Source organism: Pseudoalteromonas sp. C8 (genome assembly GCF_011378685.1).
Taxonomy (GTDB): Bacteria; Pseudomonadota; Gammaproteobacteria; order Enterobacterales; family Alteromonadaceae; genus Pseudoalteromonas; species Pseudoalteromonas arctica.
The window spans coordinates 194,957-215,244 of record NZ_WTKT01000002.1 but is presented as its reverse complement, the minus strand read 5'-3'; the positions used below and the strand labels follow the sequence as shown (position 1 = coordinate 215,244).

The 20,288-nt window shown below is 36.8% G+C and carries 17 protein-coding genes and 1 other RNA gene; 5 read left to right on the top strand and 13 right to left on the bottom strand.

Annotated elements, in window-relative coordinates; all coding sequences use genetic code 11:
- The first annotated feature begins 374 nt into the window (after positions 1-374).
- The 3 genes from GQR39_RS02885 to GQR39_RS02875 all read left to right on the top strand — a co-directional run bounded on the left by GQR39_RS02885 (position 375) and on the right by GQR39_RS02875 (position 2,962).
- Positions 375-1,379, top strand: coding sequence for a YHYH protein (locus tag GQR39_RS02885; protein ID WP_024591658.1), 1,005 nt, complete (start codon positions 375-377; stop codon positions 1,377-1,379).
- 35 nt (positions 1,380-1,414) lie between these two features.
- The gene (locus GQR39_RS02880) at positions 1,415-1,711 is read left to right on the top strand and encodes a hypothetical protein (RefSeq protein ID WP_165734779.1); all 297 of its coding nucleotides are present in this window, start codon (positions 1,415-1,417) and stop codon (positions 1,709-1,711) included.
- 156 nt (positions 1,712-1,867) lie between these two features.
- On the top strand, positions 1,868-2,962 hold the full coding sequence (locus tag GQR39_RS02875; protein ID WP_346774483.1) for a hypothetical protein: 1,095 nt from the start codon (positions 1,868-1,870) through the stop codon (positions 2,960-2,962).
- 344 nt (positions 2,963-3,306) lie between these two features.
- Here GQR39_RS02875 and GQR39_RS02870 read toward each other — a convergent pair whose 3' ends face one another.
- From GQR39_RS02870 to ssrA, 11 genes are all read right to left on the bottom strand, one after another.
- Positions 3,307-3,963, bottom strand: a complete 657-nt coding sequence (locus GQR39_RS02870) for a hypothetical protein (protein WP_165734777.1) — start codon at positions 3,961-3,963, stop codon at positions 3,307-3,309.
- A 51-nt stretch (positions 3,964-4,014) separates the two neighbouring features.
- A complete protein-coding gene (locus GQR39_RS02865; protein WP_165734776.1) occupies positions 4,015-4,650 on the bottom strand; it encodes a hypothetical protein in 636 nt (211 codons plus the stop codon).
- Between the two features lie 75 nt (positions 4,651-4,725).
- A complete protein-coding gene (locus GQR39_RS02860) occupies positions 4,726-5,976 on the bottom strand; it encodes a GIY-YIG nuclease family protein (RefSeq protein WP_165734775.1) in 1,251 nt (416 codons plus the stop codon).
- Positions 5,977-5,978: 2 nt separating this feature from the next.
- Positions 5,979-8,042, bottom strand: a complete 2,064-nt coding sequence (locus GQR39_RS02855) for a DEAD/DEAH box helicase family protein (RefSeq protein WP_165734774.1) — start codon at positions 8,040-8,042, stop codon at positions 5,979-5,981.
- On the bottom strand, positions 8,042-10,726 hold the full coding sequence (locus tag GQR39_RS02850) for a class I SAM-dependent DNA methyltransferase (RefSeq protein WP_165734773.1): 2,685 nt from the start codon (positions 10,724-10,726) through the stop codon (positions 8,042-8,044). The genes GQR39_RS02855 and GQR39_RS02850 overlap by 1 nt, the downstream gene beginning before the upstream one ends.
- An 809-nt stretch (positions 10,727-11,535) precedes the next feature.
- Complete coding sequence (locus GQR39_RS02845; protein ID WP_165734772.1) at positions 11,536-12,111, bottom strand: inovirus-type Gp2 protein; 576 nt, start codon at positions 12,109-12,111, stop codon at positions 11,536-11,538.
- A gap of 279 nt (positions 12,112-12,390) precedes the next feature.
- Entirely contained in the window at positions 12,391-12,702 is a 312-nt protein-coding gene (locus GQR39_RS02840; RefSeq protein ID WP_165734771.1) for a hypothetical protein, read from the bottom strand.
- Between the two features lie 4 nt (positions 12,703-12,706).
- Positions 12,707-12,961 carry an AlpA family phage regulatory protein gene (locus GQR39_RS02835; RefSeq protein ID WP_165734770.1) on the bottom strand — a complete coding sequence of 85 codons (255 nt, stop codon included), beginning with the start codon at positions 12,959-12,961 and terminating at the stop codon, positions 12,707-12,709.
- 122 nt (positions 12,962-13,083) lie between these two features.
- Positions 13,084-13,797 (bottom strand): hypothetical protein, encoded by a 714-nt coding sequence (locus GQR39_RS02830; RefSeq protein WP_165734769.1) that lies wholly within the window; start codon positions 13,795-13,797, stop codon positions 13,084-13,086.
- A gap of 31 nt (positions 13,798-13,828) precedes the next feature.
- The gene (locus GQR39_RS02825) at positions 13,829-15,064 is read right to left on the bottom strand and encodes an integrase domain-containing protein (RefSeq protein ID WP_165734768.1); all 1,236 of its coding nucleotides are present in this window, start codon (positions 15,062-15,064) and stop codon (positions 13,829-13,831) included.
- A 175-nt stretch (positions 15,065-15,239) separates the two neighbouring features.
- Positions 15,240-15,596, bottom strand: a transfer-messenger RNA (tmRNA) gene (gene ssrA / locus GQR39_RS02820).
- Between the two features lie 263 nt (positions 15,597-15,859).
- Here ssrA and GQR39_RS02815 point away from each other — a divergent pair.
- On the top strand, positions 15,860-17,485 hold the full coding sequence (locus tag GQR39_RS02815) for a FapA family protein (protein WP_165734767.1): 1,626 nt from the start codon (positions 15,860-15,862) through the stop codon (positions 17,483-17,485).
- Here GQR39_RS02815 and rnt read toward each other — a convergent pair.
- The gene (gene rnt, locus GQR39_RS02810; protein WP_010554640.1) at positions 17,469-18,161 is read right to left on the bottom strand and encodes a ribonuclease T; all 693 of its coding nucleotides are present in this window, start codon (positions 18,159-18,161) and stop codon (positions 17,469-17,471) included. The two genes, GQR39_RS02815 and rnt, sit on opposite strands and share 17 nt — an antisense overlap.
- Before the next feature lie 202 nt (positions 18,162-18,363).
- Between rnt and GQR39_RS02805 the strand changes: the two genes are divergently transcribed.
- Positions 18,364-19,242: an OmpA family protein gene (locus GQR39_RS02805; RefSeq protein ID WP_165734766.1), complete on the top strand. Its 879-nt coding sequence runs from the start codon at positions 18,364-18,366 to the stop codon at positions 19,240-19,242.
- A 68-nt stretch (positions 19,243-19,310) separates the two neighbouring features.
- Here GQR39_RS02805 and GQR39_RS02800 read toward each other — a convergent pair whose 3' ends face one another.
- Positions 19,311-20,204 carry a DMT family transporter gene (locus tag GQR39_RS02800; protein ID WP_165734765.1) on the bottom strand — a complete coding sequence of 298 codons (894 nt, stop codon included), beginning with the start codon at positions 20,202-20,204 and terminating at the stop codon, positions 19,311-19,313.
- Between the last annotated feature and the right edge of the window lie 84 nt (positions 20,205-20,288).

Below are 20,288 nucleotides of genomic sequence, written 5' to 3'. Positions count from 1 at the left end.
TACTTTTAAGTACTTTTAAGTACTTTTAAGTACTTTTAAGTACTTTTAAGTACTTTTAAGTACTTTTAAGTACTTTTAAGTACTTTTAAGTACTTTTAAGTACTTTTAAGTACTTTTAAGTACTTTTAAGTACTTTTAAGTACTTTTAAGTACTTTTAAGTACTTTTAAGTACTTTTAAGTACTTTTAAGTACTTTTAAGTACTTTTAAGTACTTTTAAGTCGCAGTATTTAAATAGTAAAAAAGGTACTAAACACATTTAGAGAAACTTTATCAGCTTCTATCTCGTGCTATGTACTATGTTGCGTTGTTTTTGCACTTTGTTTGCACATTTAACAAATATTATACATTCAACTTCATTACCGGATATTTTTGATGAGAAGATTTAACACACCAATTTTGACACCGCTTGCAGTGTGCATACTCGCACTGGGTTTAGCTGCCTGTAACGGTAGCGATGCTGAAAGTACCGTCGTAACTGAAACAACCACCGATGAGGGAACTACAACAGATACTTCAACCGATTTTGTTGTAGAAGTTGACCCTTTTAACTTTGAAAGCGATGCGCTCATTTCATCAATTACCACTCAAACATGTACGCTAAGTAATGGCGATGAAGCCTCATGCTACAAAATTGATATTGCCGGTGCGCCTTCAAATTACGAGATTGGTGTATTTTGCCCTCAAAATATCACCTCAACAGCTGACGAAGCCGGTATTTGGTTTGATGGCACCGGTGAGGTTTACGATATAACCGGAGACTTTATTTTAAATCTACCTACATTATATAACGATAGTCATTGGCAGCTATACGACGAAGGTACAGGCCTTGTAAATGTAACCGACACACAAGAATCGTGTGATGGCGCTGCACGTCCAAACGTAGAAGAACAATACCAAAACCACTGCGTAGAATGCTCTATTGATTATGTTGATGGCGGTATATCAGAATCATTTTTAATTCCAATAACGCCTGTTGCAACAACTCAAAATAGCAGTATTGGTAACGCCAATGTAGGTGTTGCTCTCAATGGTGTTGTACTTGCTGCACCCGCGCCTGTTGAGGCTATTTTAGGCGCATACACTATTGCAGCCTTTGATGATTGCGCTGGCCATATTAACTTAGTAGCAGGTTATCACTACCACGGTGAAGCAGGTTGTAGCCAAACACAAATTCAATCAGACGGTCATGCCGCCATGATGGGTTATGCACTCGATGGATTTGGTATATTTGGCATGCTTAACGAAGATGGATTAGAACCCACTGATTTAGACGAATGTAGAGGCCACACCGACGATACACGCGGATACCACTACCATGCAGCCGATGTATCTGAAAACATGTTTATTGGTTGTTTTAAAGGTGCTACCGCAAGATAACTCGCATTCTGGCCAAATAATTAACTGAGATACTAATGAAAATATTTAACGTGATAAAAGCACTAACCACTGGCTTTTTACTTGCTGCCTCATGCTCAGCGCTAAGCCATGCAGGTCATGGTTCAAACGCGCCTTGGGAAGCATGTGAAGCAAAAGCCATTAATGAAGATTGCAGCTACACAGGCCATGATAAAAAAGCGACAGGCACATGCCAAGCAATGAACAAAGTACTTATGTGCGTTCGAAATAAACCACTTGAAACATTAATAGACAAAGCAGCCCAACCAGCAAGTGATCAAAAGCAATCTGTAAAATCACTCGCTAAACGATAAAGTAACAGCTACACGCCAAAGCCTTAACGCTGTTTGTTAAGGCTTTTTTAATCGCAAATCATTAGAAAGCATACCCTTTATCTGTTAAGTTAGTTTTGTGTATCAAATAATAAAAATAAAATTCCAAAAATGGAATTACACAAGCAAGGTACTAACGTGAGCGCTACATTTAAAATTGTTTTTAATGGTCAGTTATATCAAAATACTGACCTTACCTCTGCCCAAGAACAACTCAGCCAACTTCTTAATATTCCTCATAATATTGTTATTCAGTTGTTTGATGGAAAAGCTTACGCTTTAAAAAAAGACTTATCGAGTATTGATGCTGTTAAAACAGAATCCTCACTTAAAAAGCTAGGTTTGATTACTAAAGTAGAACCTCAACTCATTACTGTAATCTCTCAATCTCAAAATAATCAAATAGCACTCACTGAGCACAGTAAAAATACAGATAAACACATTAGTGAAAGTACTAACGACAAAAGTACCTCAATACAAAACGAACGCCTAGATACAGACGAAGCCCCAAATACAGCTGCAGCTATTAAGCAAAGTTATAATAAATATAAACTACTGCGTAACACTTTAAAAAGCGCATTGTACTTTTGCTATTGCGCACTTTGTATTATTACCTTAGTAGGTGTAGTGATCAGTGTTAATGCACTTAAAAACAACTTTGACACTCTAAATAACACAACTACAAACAACTTAAGTTACCAAAACTATAAACAATATTTGATTGATCAAAATAGCCTAAATCAACCAACACAAAAAGTAACAAACGAGCGAACAGCTAACCCTACACAGCAAAAAAGTAATGAGTACTTTAGTCGCTTTTCATCACTAATAAATAGCTACGCGCAAAGTACAGGACAAGCTGATATAAAAACGATGGGGGGTGATAAATTACAACAGCACCTACAAGAAATAGATGACCTAGGCCCTAAAAATGAATTTTGGCAGCAACTGATACAACTTTCAAAAAGCTTAGATAACGATAAGCACGCAATAGGGATGCTAAACAATACTGACCCCGCCAAAGTACAATGGATAAACGCGGTAGATTGGATCAGCCAAAGCTATATTAGGCAACATCAAAACTCGCAAACTACAAACACCTCCCCAGCCAATGCGGATGAGCAAAGCAGCAACCCAATACTTAATCTAACGTTGTTAATAAGTATGTTGTCGTTATTCAGTATTTTTATAATTGCGATAAAAATGAAGTTACGCGCAATTATAAATACTTAAACTTTATTTTATAAATTCCATAAAAAAACCCGCAAATTTGGATTAACAAATTTGCGGGTTTCTTATGGTTTTCGAATAACGAGTTCAAAAAACCTTTATTGGTGCTGGGGTCATCTTAACCTAGACTATAACCAACTGAACTAAATGAAATAAGTAAAACTCAAACCCTGAAGGTACTACTAACGGTACTACTTAAATCAAAACTCAACGAAGATGGAGGCTTACTTTTAGCATAGTCACATATTTTATATGCGATAGATTTTATCAGTAATTTTCAATTAATGTTATTTAGATAAGCTATAAATAGATATTACTTAAATAAATGCATTAACTAAAAATACCTATTATCTTCTTTTACCTGTACCAGGCCCTCCACCACCGGAAAGCACAACGCCTCGCATATTAAATATATCTTTACCTTTGGCAGCCTGTTTTTTATTTTTTGCTTTCTCTGAGTTATTTCTTTGGAGAGTCCTTCGCTTAGCATGAGCAAAAACAATAAGCCTTTCTAAAACTGGAGTATTTATAGATTTAGTGTCCTTGATAGTTTTATTAGCTAAAAAAGTAATTTCTTTTTCTAGTGCACTGAGCTCTTTAGTTACCGATAACTCTTCAACCAATGTTTGACTACCTTTTGGTAGCTTTTGTATAAGAGCCCATTCGTAAGTATGAGACTTACTATTACTCGCGTTGCCTAATTTGCCTACTACAACTCCCTTTTTCGGACACTTTTTAATATGCACCACAAGCTTTGGTTTTGATTCTAAAACTAAAGCACAATGAGGGCACGTCCTCAAACTTTCAGGAAGAACTTTCTTTCTTTTTGTTTTCGGTATAGCTCTATACTTAGGTCTTGATATTTTTTCAGCCTCAAGTGCATTAACGGCTTTAGCCTCAGGGCTGTCATCAACGAAAATCCACCCATGTTTTTTATGCATATGGGAAGCTAAATCTGTTATGTTTATATACCTCTCACACATTCCACATTTAATATTTTTCATCCCAGGCCTCCACAATTCAGACTCTTTTTATAAATTGCCACAGTACTGCGCTTATCTTTTTAGCGAAATCCTATTCGTACAATAACTAACAAGCTCCCATTTATATCTAAACACCCTTATATCTAAACTCCTTTCTAGTTTAGGTATTGAGATTATAAAAAAGTTTTTCTCTTCACGAATTTGAGCTATATCCTTTAACGATATTTGCCGGCAGTTTTCATTATTTTCAGCATATATAGTTATGTTCCTATCACTAAACTCAACAAGTATTTGGATAGTTACTTTGTCAATAATTTGAATACGCTTAATAAATAAAGGAATCCAATTTTCAGATTGCCAATTATATTCTATATCCACGCTAACCTTGAATACTAACCTTTGCGGAATTGAGCTAGAGTCTGTGCATGGATGTTTTGACCAGGGAGGGCCTAATTCATCAAAGAAAACTCTTCCATCAAACTCAGATTGATAAAAATAGACCGGCTTCCCACAAACTGGGCAGCTGGCATTAGGGTTAACAAAAGAGTAATAATTTTGCTCTATTTTAGCTATTCCAGAATAGTAAGTGACACTAGGTGTACTGGAAGCTGATTCATTATTGATGTCGCTTCCAGAGCGATAATGCGAGCTAACCCAAGAGCCATTTCTAAAATGATTTTTTACCACTCCACCACGTCGATGATGCATATAATAATTCCTTTTATTACTAGAGAGTTTTAATTTCCCCCAAGTACGCACGCAAATTCAAAACATCTGTATCAATTAAACCCTTCTAACCAACTTCTGTTCCTCTGAATCATATCTATACATGTGAATTGTATTATCTTGAATCAAAGTAACAGCATCATTAATTGTTTCCAAAGGTAAATTAAACCACTCTTTCGCTTTGTGTAACCTGCCATCATTTCCAGTGACTTCAACGTTTAACCTTACTCGACCAAACAAAGCATGAATAGCACTCTCAACAGAGTTTAGATTTAAGCCATTCAGTGGTATTACTTTAACTTGCTCTGCTTCGTGCATTAGAAATGCAGGGTCTTTAGCTGCTTCTTTGAACCTAGTACTAACATCTCTCTTTGTTAACCCTATTTTATATAAATGTTTATATGTTTCTTTAAGATCTGGTTTTAAAGTTCTAGCAATATAAATATACCCGGTAGCTTTTGTTTGCTTTAATACTTGAAGGCGTGGATCAAGTTCAGATTCGCCCTTAATGCGTTTAGCATTGAAGGGTGTCCCGTCGGTTGTTAATATTCGCCGAGCACTATTATCTTCGCGAATTCGCTTTGTAAGTGAACGAAGTAGCATGGTTGATTGAGTACCGTTTTCATAAACAATTAGTAATCGCCTATCTTCACGGTCCGTCCCTCTAAATACCTCACTCATGTAATCAACAAATAACAGCATACCTTTTAGAAGATAAAAGTTACCTTCGGCAAACTCAAAAACAGAAAGCTCAGTATCAGCAATTGGACCTAGTAGCTTAGTTTTTGCAGCTAATTCCTTGTGTACATTTTTAAATAGCGGTTCAAAGACTAAAAAGTTACTACACTGTGTAGTCTTACCAATAGACTCAGCTTGATTTCTTGCTTTTACAATTTCAGGATCTGTCACATTTTTGATACTTAATATGTCAGAAACCTCTGATTTTGGTGAGATAAACTCCAATAAATCAGAGTTAATTATATCATCTAGTGATTGGAACTCTTCTTCCTTGGGGATTCCTACAGTAGGGGCCTCAATAATATCCAACATACTAAATTCATCATGATCTTTTAGCTTATTAATTAACTGTTTATCCTCTTTTATTTTTTCCAGTTTATAAAACAACTTCAGCTCAACCATATCACCTTCATCTGACGGTAACTTACCATGATCTCTATAAAAGTCGTTTATTTCCATAAAGTCGTCTAAATCGGTTGCTCTCACAGCCCTGTTTTTAGGCTTTGGTTTTGAAATCCATCCAAATTTATCAGCACTTAGTACTACATTAAGAAAATCCATGTCATCCATACTTACCTCCCGTGTTGTTGACGCATTTTTTCAACAAATAGAATAGCCTCTGCTAACCTTCTTTCCATAGGATCTGATGAATCCATAGAAGGCTTACGCTTGTGCTGCGCCATAAAACTTTCAACTTTTCGTTCTTGAAATAGTATTAAAACTTCTTCTTTAGTAATTGTTATCTTTTGTGAGTCTATTTCATTTTTAATTGCTTTTAATATAGGTCCATCAACTGACTTAGACAGAACATCAAACGCGGTTTCATATATATTCATAGTGTCAATCAAATCAACGCTAAGGTTATCCAAATCAAATTGAGTATTAGCCATAACTATAAAACGAGAATTCCTACCGTCAGCGCCTTGCTTCTCTTCGATCCGTGATGGTTTGATTAGGGCTTCAGCTATAAAATGCTGACGCACCTCTTCAATCTCTTGCTCTGTTAATCCTAAACCTTTAAATTTTTCTTCGATAATTCTTGGTAAATGTACTTTGTTAGCTACTTCAGGATCTATAGAACCTACCATAGCTTTTTGCATAACATTGTCTTGAACTACAGCAGCCTGAAGCTCTGTCATATCCTCTTGAATTATTTTCCTAACCCGGTCCGTGCTAGGCTCAGAGAACCCTTTAATTTCAACCGTACCTGCTTTATTGCTTTCGGTTTTCTTTTTAAGATCCGCTTGCTCTTTATTGTATTCAGGATCAAATTCGTTTTTGTTAATATCGCTATCTGAATTCTCTTTAGATTTTGGGGAGCGGAAGCTTAATCTAGGTTCTAGAATTTGTTCCATTAATAACGAACAAGTAATTGCTTTAAGCATATTATTTACAGAGTCTTTGATTACTGTATCTGTAACATCTGGGTTAACAATTAAATTGGTAAATTGTGCATGAGTTTTATTATCAGAATCACGTGTACAACGTCCAATAATTTGAATTATTTCTGTTAATGACCCTCTATATCCAATCGTTAAAGAATGTTCACAGTAAGACCAGTCAAACCCTTCTTTTGCAGTTCCGAGTGCGATAATTAAATCCATATCATCAACATCATTTATATCTCGTAAATAACCTTGAATCTTATCCCTTTCTTTTGCGTTGTCGTTAACAAGGTCTGCAACTTTTATTATTTTTTCATCACTTTCACGCTTAACGAAAATAACACCAGCGTCATAAGCAACAGGGTCAATTGTATGACCATCTATTACCTCGCCAATACTATCAATAATAAGACCAACTTCTTGATACTTATTCCCTGTCGACTCAATTGAATTAACATTAGGAATATGAAGTATTGTTTTCTTATCTGTGTCTAAAATTGACTTTCGATTATTTTCTGGATCATTTACAAATTCTGAAAGGTAGGAGCCTTGATAGAAGTGATAGCCTATACCTAAAGACTTTAAGTGTTGGTAACCATTAAGTTGTTCATAATAATTGTATGTTACTTTATCAAATAGAGTTTCATATTCTGGTGGTAAAATAGGCTCAGCATCACCACGAAAGTATGAGCCTGTCATTGCAACAATATGTGCATTAGACTCATCCATAAGTGACTGTAATACACCGCCAAGTATATTATCTTCATTAGAAGATAGGTGGTGAAACTCGTCTATAGAAACTAAACAGTTATCAAAATCGCTTGCCGTTAGTGATTTAAAAGAGTTCCTTAATGTCGCATGAGTACATACTAAAACTTGTTCGTCCGACGCCATAAACTTCTTAAACGAACCGGACGTATCATTTGCATCAATACATAAGTTGTTTTCAGGTTTAACAGACCAATCCTCAAAGAAGCCACCATTAGTTAACTTAGTGTTGGAGAAGGAGCCGCCAATAGATTTTTCAGGAACGGCTACGATGACTTTTTTCAAATTTTGATGTTTGAGCTTATCTAATGCAATAAACATTAACGCTCTTGATTTACCCGATGCCGGAGGTGATTTTAATAACAAATATTGAGAGTGCCGGTTCTCATAGGCACGAGCCTGCATATCTCTCATACCCATGTTATTTATATTTACACTTGATGAATTCCTTTGGTAATTTACTTCAACAAAATTGGTAGTCATTATATTGCCTCCTTGCTTAGTTTATAAAGATTAAATAGGACTTCTAACCGGTCACTATCCATTGTTAGTTTCTTTGTTATATTTGCCGACTTCAGGTAAATGTTTTCAACAAAAGAATCAATTTCTTCGTGAAGAGTTTTTAGTCTTTCGGGCATAGTTTTTGGGCTGTACTGGACAGATAATGATTGACCATCTATGACTCTCTCTCTTATTAACATATTTGCGTATTGCTCAAGCTGAGCGATTTCATCCTCTGTAAAATCAGGAACAGGAAAAGTGTTATAACAGAGAGTATTTGAATAACGATAGTCTGATTTTAATCTACCTCCAACAGTTGCAACCCACAGGGTATGCAAGCGACTGGAAAGTAAAGTAAAAACATAAACCTCTGGGTTAAAACATACTGTACAAGAATCTGCAGCTATCGAATTTTCATCAAAAAAACCCATTGGAATATATTTTCTATTTTCAGAGGACACTCTTGGTATAACCAGTTGAGTTGCCATCCGGTGTCTATTTTCTCCAAAAGCATACGGAATATTACTAAGTTTGTTTGTAGCCGCCCTTTTACTTTGGCTTCTATAATTATGTACGTTTTGGAACCTATCATTTAAAAATACATTCTTTTTAGCTATTTCATATTCCTCTTTATCAACCCATATACACCAACGAGTTAAGCCCTTTATTAATTCATTTGAACCGATTAATTTTTTGATATATTTACTAACATGATCGGACCCTTCTATCACTTCTTCTCTTTCTTCAGATGAAAGAATGAGATGCCCTCCATCATTAGCCATACTGCCAAATGAAGCAGGTGGTAAACCATTAAGAGGTTTTTTCTCTGCTGCTACAAAAATATTTTCAGCGGGTATTAAATAAGCATTTATATTTTTAACCTCTCGCCTTAAGACACTTTCAAAGAGGTATTTCTTTTCGCTATTCTTATTTCTTAATGAAACAATAACGCAAATAACCGCAGCTTTCCCTTTGGCATTATTTTCCCACTTGAATGGCTTATGAGCAAAACCAATTTCTACATCATTATCCAAAAGAGTGGGCCATAATATGGATACCGAATCGCCTTGATTTATTGAGTTGGTTGATACTAAAGCGCACTCAGCTTTTGACTTTGTAATATACTGTTTAGCCTTCACGAACCAACAAGAGACGTAATCTAAATTATTCGCGCCAATAATTTCAGAACAAACAAGTTCTATATCATTTTTTTGCTCAGAATTTTGCAGCCTTGCTCCCAAAAATGGTGGATTACCAACCAAGAATACTTCGCCCTCATTTGGCATTACGCTATTCCAATCAATTCTAAGCGCATTCCCATGAACTATATTATTGTAAGATTTCAGCGGTAAGGTAGCTTCGTTTGCACCAAACTCATCGTTAAATTCCTGATTCATTTGATGCTCAACGAGCCATAGCGAAAGTTCAGCTATACCACTTGCAAAATCATCGTACTCGATACCATAAAACTGCCCTAACGAAATACCGGAGTTAGGTGCTCCTAGTAATAAGTTAATTTGCCCTCCGGAACCCTCTAAGCGACGAACCTCCTTTAGAATGGTCATTTCTAACTTCCGCAGCTCTTTAAAAGCAATAATTAAAAAGTTACCTGAGCCACACGCCATATCACCAACTTTAATCTTTGATAAGCGTGTACATAAGGCCTTCAAATTACTTATTTTGGTAGTATCTTTAACATCAGAACCAAGTATTTTTAGATATTCCTCTGTCAATTTATCTAAAAATAAAGGACTTAATACTTTCATTATATTTTGCACAGAAGTGTAATGCATCCCCATTTCGGAGCGTTTTTTAGTATCCATGACAGCTTGAATCATTGAACCAAAGATATCAGGATTTATTTGTGACCAATCTAATGAACCTGATTCTATTAAGGCTCTACGTGAACGCACTGTAAACTTAGGTATAACTAGGTCATCTGCGAACAAGCCACCATTTACGTAAGGAAAAGTTTTAAAGTTATTTGAACAGTTATCTCTATCGGTTGTATTTAAAATATCAAAAAGTTCTTTTAAAACATCATGAACATCTGAACCATTTTCTTGTGATAATGAACCTATTGTTTTTGTGAACTGATCCTTTTGGAATATCCCAGTATCTTCAGCAAAAAAACAAAATAAAACTCGGGATAGGAACACATTCATAGAGTGAATCTGTTCCTCCGTTTGTATTTCATTATCCACTTTAAGCAAATCGAACAGTTTCGCCATTTTTTCAGCAGCTTTTGCATCAGCAACGGACTCAGTTGCTAAACTAGCTCTTTCCATACCAGCCAGTGGCAAGAAATACTCAAACTCGTAATGTAGCTCATCTATGCCAATTTCAATTGTGTCACTAGATTTAATATCATGAGCAAATATTGTTTTGTAGTCAGTTACTATTACAAAACGAATTTTATTTTTTTTGAGTGACTTTAATGACAAGGAATCATTCAATATTTGCTCTAAATTACCACTGCCTTCTTTAAAGAGAAGTTGTCCGTTAGAAGTTATTTCAGCAGTGGTTTCAAACTTCTTTTTTAATCGTGTGATTGAAGCCTTAGCCGTTCCAAAACACAAAAGAAGATCATATATGTAACTTTCAGGTTTAATGTTTTTTGATAGAGCTGCTAAGTTTTCTTGAACTTCCGTATAGGTAATAGCCATTTAATTTCTCTTTTAATTATTCACATACCCTTTAGCACTGGTGCACTATGGGATTGTACTTTGATTATATTTTTAGTTGTATTCTTGATTTAACTCGACTCAGATTCATCCCATACAAACATAAAATGATATACGAAGCTTGTCAGTTAAGGTCCAGAGCTTATTTCCTAAGCATTTTAGAAACTGTTGTTCTGCGTTATTCATTATTATCTCTTTGCCGTTAATACTAAAAAATTAGTTGTTAGCTGGGTTTAGCCAAATGGTCTATAGCTTGCGTTTGGAGTTATTATTTAGTTTTGCGATTATAGCTATGCATGAGCTAATCCCTGGGGTAGGTATATTCATTAACAACTCCTTGTTGATGCGCTACGGGTAGTAATCCACATTACGTTTTATAACCCGTTAATAAGTATGATACTAACAAAAAATACCACTACTGTATAAAATAAAATATTAGCTATTATTGCTTATATTTTAGGGTAATACCCTCCCTTTCACACTTAGTTTTATTTTTATTATTGTTCAATCAACGGTAATGAAAAAGTATATAAAACATTATGAGGTAGTGTTTTGAAAAGTTTTGATTTTTAGTGTTATTTAAAGAATCAATATAAATTGCTCACATCAAAATAAGGAACTTTAATCTGTGAGTAAAGTTTAACGTTTTTATAAAAAATCAAATCGTTTTGAACTCCTTTAATATGTTCCTAAAAATAACAATAAACTATTATTTTCATAAGGTTAAATTTTTAGGCTTGTTCCGAATTGTTCCGCGTTGTTCCGTTTTTATTAGCATGTTTATTACTCTATTATGAAACTAATTTATCCTTAATACGGCTTGTTCCATAGTTTTTTGTCTGTGGTGGCTTGTTGCTTTTGCTTCTTACTTTAGCCAAATAAGAAATACGCCATACGGCCTCTTGAAGTGAATCATAATCACCTCGCATAATATTGTAGTAACAGTGCTTAGGGGTATATTGTGAACCTTGTAGCTGATACTCCCAGATAGCTTTTACTTTTAGTAAAATATCATGAGGATGACGTACTTTATGACCATCAAGCATCAATACATAGTGGTAGTGCTGTTGGCTTGCAGTTTCAATCTCACGACACCAAATAAAACCTACTCGTTTTAAGGTATATACTCGTTTAAGCCACTTAAACAAGATGCGATTAAATTTAGTAATTACTTGATTATCCGGCGAGTACTCGTATAGGCGAAGATCAAAGCGAATTAGGTGTACTTTGCTATGGTGCTTTAATATCATATCAACTTGGTTTATCATTTTCTTAGCCATAGTTAAGTAAATACCACTGTGCTGACCGTTCACCCAGAATACCTGATCATTTACCTCAATAGCCCTAACCTTAACCTTATAAGACATACAACACTCAAGAGATATTATTAATTACCTAGTAGCCTGTTAGTCGCTACTATCGCTATTCAATAAGTATGAATTTAAAGCGTCAGGGTTTTGCTAATAATTTATGGGGTCAAAAACCTATAAATAGCGACCAGTAGAAATCTTTTAAATCCATACAAAGCACTCAGAGTAAGCGAACACTAACATTGTTTAGGTAGGTCATTAACGTTATGCTTAACATGCTGGTGGTTTAACTTCCACATTGCGCCACCAGCACACCATTGACAAGTCGCATTGAAATTAACTTTCTTTGCGGCTTTCCTCGTTCTTAAATAACTCTTGCTGCTCTTTTGTCATAGACAAATTAGCCGAGCGCCTTGCTAGTCTTCCTGTTAGAGGACATTTAATATCCTCATACCCCAGCGTGAATACATAGCCTTTTCTTTCAAGCGCTGAGGCAACACTTTGTAAGCTATCAATGCCAATAGAGGTCGCCATATTAGTGTCTGCTTTTATTCCTAAAGCAATAACACTAAGCACATAATTGGCCTCTTTTTGGCAAGGATGAGGCTCTGGTAAACCTAGTTCTAAACATTTATTTTGACGTATCATTACCTCACCCCTTATAGCTGCGTTTATCGATCATACTTTGCACCAAAGCTCTTAATTGCTGTTCTGTGTAACCTGCAATCATCGATTGAATTACTTCATTGCATTCACTTTCAACAAAGCCAACAGCTCTGACACCCAAGCTTATTGATGTAGGAAATAGACCATCATTAATGCGATTATAGAGTGTGGATTTTGACCAGCCTGTTTTGTTTAAAACTTCGGGTCTGCGGATGATTTTAGAGAAACTTTTAATGTTCATTTTTAACTGCCTTTGTATGTTATGGAATGGTTCAGGCACATTAAAAACTATTAACCAGGGGGTTAGGCTAGAGGGGTTCGCTGATTAATTTAGGGGGTTACCTAGGTGACCCCCCTAAATCTTTACTTAGATTTTATTATTGAAGCAATCGCTGTGGCTTTTTTATTACTTATACCTGGGAAAGTACGCCCATTATCTTGATGCTTAACTCCGCGAAGCTTACTCTCTTCTTTTAACCAATCATCTATTTCTTTGTTCAAGGGTAAAGTTCTTCTGCCCATACAAAGCTGTTCGTATGCATCAATAGCTAGTTGAAGCTCAGGTGGATACTGTTTGTCAGAATGAAAATCGAGCTCTATATTGGAATTACTTTTATTATCTAGATCCGTAAATTCTTTATAGTCCCAAAATTCATTCTCAAAATCATCTATGTAGGGACTTTCCAATGGAACTCCAAGCTCGGCGCAGTAACTTATAAAGTCCTGATAAAGGTAATAAGTCTCCCCATATATTTTATTACCAGCTCCATCACGGCTCAAATCTTTATGAGAGCTCAAGTCAGGCCTTGAACAATACTCCCCACATTCATAAAAACTAAAAAATATTCCCTCTTCATCACCATAATCATTAATAATGGTATCAACGTAAACACTTTTGCTCTTTATATAGCCGGTTACATATGCACCTTTAAAATCACCACTTGAATCGGAGCTAACTAGAAGACCATCGTAATAAATGTATTCATCAAGTTTCGCAATAACAAAACTTATATCTATATGAGTAAGCGCTAGTAGCTCAACCCTTGTTCGAAAGCTATCCTTAAAGTTATTTTCCATATTTGGCTCTTTCCGTATTATCCATAAAATTTCAACTTACTACCTTTAAATTCGTACACGTTCTTCTAACCTGACCAAACTGTGCTTGTGCTATATGCTCAGACCACCAGCTCATCATCACTCGTCTACGATCTAAGTAGTCTGCACGATTATAAGCTCGCCTGACTTCATTTTTATCTACGTGGGCCAATGCGGCTTCAACCACATCACCATCAAAACCTTGCTGATTTAGTGTTGTACTAGCTAGAGCTCTTAAACCATGAGCAACTAAACGTTTTTCATAGCCCATACGCTTTAAGGCCATATTAGCTGTTTGCTCATTTATATGATGTCTAGGGTTTCTATCAGCTGGGAACACATGCTCCCTATGCCCACTAATAGGTTTTAAGCTATTTAGTATTTCTAATGTTTGCTCCGTTAGAGGAACTAGATGCTCGCGCTTTTTCTTCATTCGTTCAACAGGAATAATCCATACTTTATTTTCTAAGTCGATCTCAGACCACTTAGCGCCAGCCGCTTCACTAGGTCTAACCATAGTATGTAGCTGCCATTCAATTAAAAAACGAGTTACTAGCTTAATACTGGCATAGCTAATATCTCTCATTAACTGTGGTAGCTCTCCAGGTGTAATAGTAGGCATATTTTCTTTAACTGGTTTTTGAAAAGCAGCTCTAAGACCTGCAAGCGGGTTTGCATGTATTAGTCCCGTATTAACAGCAAAGATCATTATCTCATTTAACCTTTGGCATAAACGCTTAACAGTTTCTAAGCTCCCTTTTGCCGCAATAGGCTTAAGTATTTCAATAACCTTTGGTGCTGTGATTTTGCTGATAGGCAATTTACCTAACGAAGGCAGAAGATGATTATCAAGCGAACGCCATAAATCGATACCATAATCCTCACTGACTTGAGTGCTTTTTATTTCAAACCAAGCCATAGCCACATGTTTAAAAGTATTTGAAGCAGCTTCCGCATTGATCCGACCTTGTTCGTCTTTGTATTCTTTAGGATCGATACCTTTTGCTAATAGCTCTCTATGGGTACTTCTTAACTTGCGCGCATCAGCTAACGATACATCAGGATACCCGCCTAAACCGATAGCTGTACGTTTTTTAGTATGTGGCTTAACATAATCAAGTAGCCATGATTTATTACCACTTGGCTTTACCCTTAATTGTAATCCATTGCCATCAGACAATTTATAAACTTTATCTTTAGCCTTGGCCTGTTTTACTTCCGTGTTAGTTAAAGGCGTTGTTTTTGCCATTATGTAGTACCCGATAATTAACGATTCATGTGGTACTACTAAATGTACTACTTAATGTTTTGGATGTCACTGTTCGTTAAAAAACCTATTTGGAATCTAAACCTACTGGAAAGTGAGCTATGTGAAGAATTTTAGGCAAAAAAAAGACGCCTATTGGCGTCTTAGTTCTTTGAAATGGTGGAGCTGGGGGGATTTGAACCCCCGTCCGAAAAGCCTCGACCGTCGGTACTACATGTTTAGTATTGTCATTTAATTAACCTTTAAGTCCCGGACAAACACGGTAAATAAAGGCGAGGCCGCTTAGTTTTAGCGCTTCAACCCCGGCCAGGGTTTCCGTCGCGATCAGGTGTTAGGGTGACACTCCAAAATCCAGTCCACAAGAATACATGGAAGGAGCGCTAGCCAGCCTAAGCTGCTAGAGAGTAGTTATCGTCGTTTGCGATTACTTTAGGTTGCGGCTGTTTAACGAGGCAAACCGCACCTCGACATGCACCTTGGGCTTCTTGAATTCCGTCGAATCCTAATCAGCCCCTGAATTAGTAACTCAATTCAGAGCGTGCAAACAGTATAACTGAGTAAAGTACTGATACTCAAGGCCTAGTAACGCTTTATTTTAATTGTATGTGCCAATCGCGTGTTAAGTAACCAAAATTTAGTTTATGCAAGCCTATATAAACATTTACTTAACAATGTGTTTAACCTGTGTTCAAATGAGGAGTTAAGGTTTTTGCTATTTCTAAACCTTTAGTTGTAAAAAATAAAAATAATAACAGGCATAGAGTAGGGAATTAATAAATGTCGGTTTTTTCATTTGATAAAAGTACAGGGTTTGTCTCTTTAGAAAGTCACCCTATTGATAGTGGTTTTCCTGTTACAAGTACTCAGTTAACGCAAATGCTAGAGCAATCTGAGTTTAGTGAGTACGAAGCTGTCATTGCCAATATTGGAAAGCTTTTTGCGCCCACTAAAAATTATCAGGAAGTATCGCTTGTCGTTGCTAGAGCTGTAGATGCGTCGCTTATCATTAATATTGATGAAAAAAACATGGTCGCAGAAGCAACATTAACTACCGCTAAAGGTGGCGCACTTTTGTCTATGGAAGGCGCGCAAAAAGCACTTGCTGATGCAGGTGTTAAAAAAGGAATAAGTCCTCGTGCGCTTGATACCTTTTTGGGCCAGCAGTTTGAGCAACCAGCAGGAAGCTCTTACAGTGCCATAATTGCACATGGGCGCAATCCAAAAGAAGGCAGCGATGCCAAATTTGTGCGTTTATGCTCAACAGCTCAAGACCGAGTACTTAGCCCACAAGCTAAAGAAGGCGGTAAGGTTGATATGAAAAACCTTGGCGCTATTATCACCGTAAAACCTGGCACTCCCTTAATGCAGCGTATTGCAGCTACCCCTGGAGAAGAAGGCTATACGGTATTTGGCGATTCAATTAGTGCAAAACCAGGTAAAGATCACCAACTCCAGCCTTTCGAAGGTACAAAAGTAGATCCTAATAATCCTAATATGCTTATTGCCGACTGCAAAGGTGTGCCCGTTGCCCTACCCCGTGGTATGCGTGTAGATGATGTTTTATGCTTTGATAACGTAGATGTAAGCACCGGCCACGTTGATTTTGATGGTAGCGTAATTATTACTGGCGATATTAAAGACGGCATGCGTGTAAAAGCTAACGGTGATATTACGGTACTTGGTTTTGTAGAATCAGGAACTGTTGAAAGTAAAAGTGCGGTAACCATTATGCTTGGCGCAATTGGCCGAAAACGTGAAGGCGAGGAAGCATTTACATGCTGTATAACCGCTCAGCGAACTATTTCTATTGGTTATGCCCAGTACTGCAACATTAAATCCGAACAAGATTTATTTATTGAACGCCAAGCTCTGCATTGTGATTTAAGTGCTAGGCGATTAATACGTGTAGGCAAAGCAAATGACCCGCGAGGTAAAATTATTGGCGGTAATATTTTAGATGCTATGCGCATTGAAACGGGTGAGCTCGGCGCGCCAGCCGGTACTAAAACACGCGTATTTTTAGCGCAGCTCTGGTTTGAGCTTCGCCAAAAGCAAATGCAAATCACCGATTTTGAAAAAGTACTTGCGACTAAAGTAACCGCTTTACAACAAGCTCGCGAAAAAGCGAGTAAAATTGCGGGGGCTGCTCAGCGCCAGCAATTCATGAATAAAATAACTGAAAATGAAAAGCATATAAAAATACGCTCTGCGCATATTCATCGTCAAAAACTACTTATTAAGCAAAAAATAGTGCAATTACTTGCCAGTAGCCGCTTAAAAGTAAATGAATTAATGCACCCTGGTGTGGAGCTTAAAATAGCGAAAGATTCTAAACAATTTTCGCGTATTTACCCGCCCCACCTAGTTAAGCTAACTGAGGGTAAAATTACTCAGACGTTTTAGTTTCTTCGTCATTTTCAGTTTCAACTTCAGCATCAGCGTCATCTAGTGGCGCTAATGGCCAACCACCTAATTGCTGCCAGCGGTTTACTATTAAACAATAAAGCTCAGCTGTACGTTCTGTGTCGTAAAGTGCTGAGTGCGCTTGGCTGTTATCAAACTCTATACCAGCCGCTCTACATGCTTTTGCTAATACAGTTTGCCCTAACGCTAAACCCGCTAAAGATGTTGTATCAAAGCTTACGAACGGGTGAAATGGCGTACGCTTAATGTTATTACGCTCTATTGCTGCATTTAAAAAGCCATGATCGAATGCGGCATTATGCGCCACAATAACTGAGCGTTGACACCCAGCAGCCTTTTGCGCTTTGCGTACTACTTTACATATTTCTTTAATTACTTCATCTTCAGGTACTGCGCCACGTAATGGTGAAAACGGGTCTATACCGTTAAAGTCGATGGCTGCTTGTTCTATATTAGCGCCTTCGAATGGCTGAACATGAAAATGAACAGTATGATCTATGCTGAGCAGTCCTTCGTCATCCATTTTTAAAACAGAGGCTGCTATTTCTAACAAGGCATCTGTTTCTTTGTTAAAACCTGCAGTTTCAACATCAATAACAACAGGAAAAAATCCACGAAAGCGTTTTGCGAAAGGTGTTTGCTCAGTATTTGCCATAGTCTTCTTTGTTTATACGTGTAAGCTGACTATTATGTCAAAATTGATGCCCCCTAGGCTAGGGGATTTAAGTATTTATTGCTTTAAAATTGTAGGCACATAACTTGCTTTAACTTATAAGTTAGTTATACAGAGAACAAACTAATCATTGCAGTCGTTAATTTGCCAAATTATTGGCATTCCCGGATAGCTGGAGAGCACCATGAAGTATAAGTTGTTATTTATTAGCCTTAGTATAAGTGCGGTGTTTTGCAGTACTCACTCGCAAGCTGCTATGCGCCAATACACAGCAACCCAAGACAACTCCAACTGGGAAGTCGTTAAAACAACACGCTTACAATGCCAATTAAATCATGAAGTTCCTTATTACGGTGAAGCTATATTTAAAGCTTCTGCAAGTAAAAATAAAAACTTAACATTTAATTTAGATATGGTTGTACGCCCAGATAACTACGCAATTGCAGGTTTAAAAGCAGTGCCACCTACATGGCGTGCAGGATTGCCCGCTCGCGATATTGCAAATATGAAATTACTTAAAAAGTTTGATGGCGAGCTAGGCAATAAAACCGCATGGGAAATGCTTACCGAGCTTGAAAAAGGCTACTACCCTACTTTTTATTATCAAGACTGGCAAAACAGTGCCGATAAAATTGCCATTGGTATATCGAGCGTAAACTTTAAACAAGCTTACTGGGCTTTTTTACAATGCCGTGATGAGCTACTCCCTTACAGCTTTGAAGATATTTCGTTTACTGTAATGAACTATCAATCTAACAGCAGTAAATTAACTAAATCCTCGCAACAACGTCTTGATAAGATTGCTGAGTATTTAAAAAATGATGCAAGCATAGAGTCCATTAGTATTGACTCATACACCGATAGTTATGGCGGACGCTGGAATAACTTAGATTTATCGCGCAAGCGCGCCAAAACTATAAAAGATTATATGGTGAGCTTGGGTGTTGATGAAGCCAAAGTACAAACCACCGGTTTCGGCGAAAAACGCTTTGTTGATAATAACGATAACATTTTAAGCCGAGACAAAAACCGTCGTTTAATTATTCAAATAGAAAAAATGTAGTAAAGCTAATTTGCGCTTACTTTCTTTCGCTTTAAAACTTATCACTAAATTGAAAAAATGTAGTAAAGCTAATTTGTGTTTACTTTCTTTCGCCTTAAAAACTTATCACCAAATTGGAAAAAACCTAGACTAATTAAAATAATAACCGCACCAATTATTAGTTCTTGGCTTAATGACTCATTATTTAGCCAAGCTCCCAAGCCTAACGCAAAGCTAGGAGTTATAAGTGTAGTAAGTGATACCGTGCTTGCATTTAGGTTTTGCAGCACATGAAAATACGCCAAAGCCCCTACTAAAGATCCAAATATTCCTAGATAACCAATAGCCCACAATGATTTTGCACTCCAGTTTTGTATATGCAACTCACCATCTAATAACCACCAAGCAATAAAAAAGAGTGGGGTTACAAAAACTAAGGCACCAAATGTTGTTGCCATAGGATGAATCGCAATCTGTACACGTTTGATCATCACACCACTTAAACTAAAAAAGCAGACAGCCATAAACACATAAAGCAACCCGAGCCCTTGAGTTTGCGAGTTTTGTACTTGGTTATAACTAACAAAATATAAGCCAATTAAGGCGCACGCTAACGCAACTAATTTAATCGGGCTAAATTTAGGTTCATTTAATAATTGCTGAGCAAGCAACCCCGACAAAATAGGTGCAAGGCCAAACATAAGCGAAATAATACCAGAAGGGACTGTTTTAGCTGCCATATAGCTCAACAACATACCGCCAAAAATACCTATACTCGAATAAAAATAAAGTAAGCATGCATTTTTGTTCCAAGGCACTCTAATATTTGTAATGGCAACAATTAAGCCACCTAACAATAGTCCCACCAGCATCCGCATTAACACAGCAAGTGTTGGCGATACAGTTTCACTACTCCACACGATACCCAGTGGTGTAGTGGACCATATAAGAACCATTAAAAAATACGATACTTTAACTGGCACGTGCCATCCCTACGCTTTATATGAATCAATAAAACAAAGAATAAATTATACGCTCACTACTGTGTTTTAGTACTTTTTAAATAC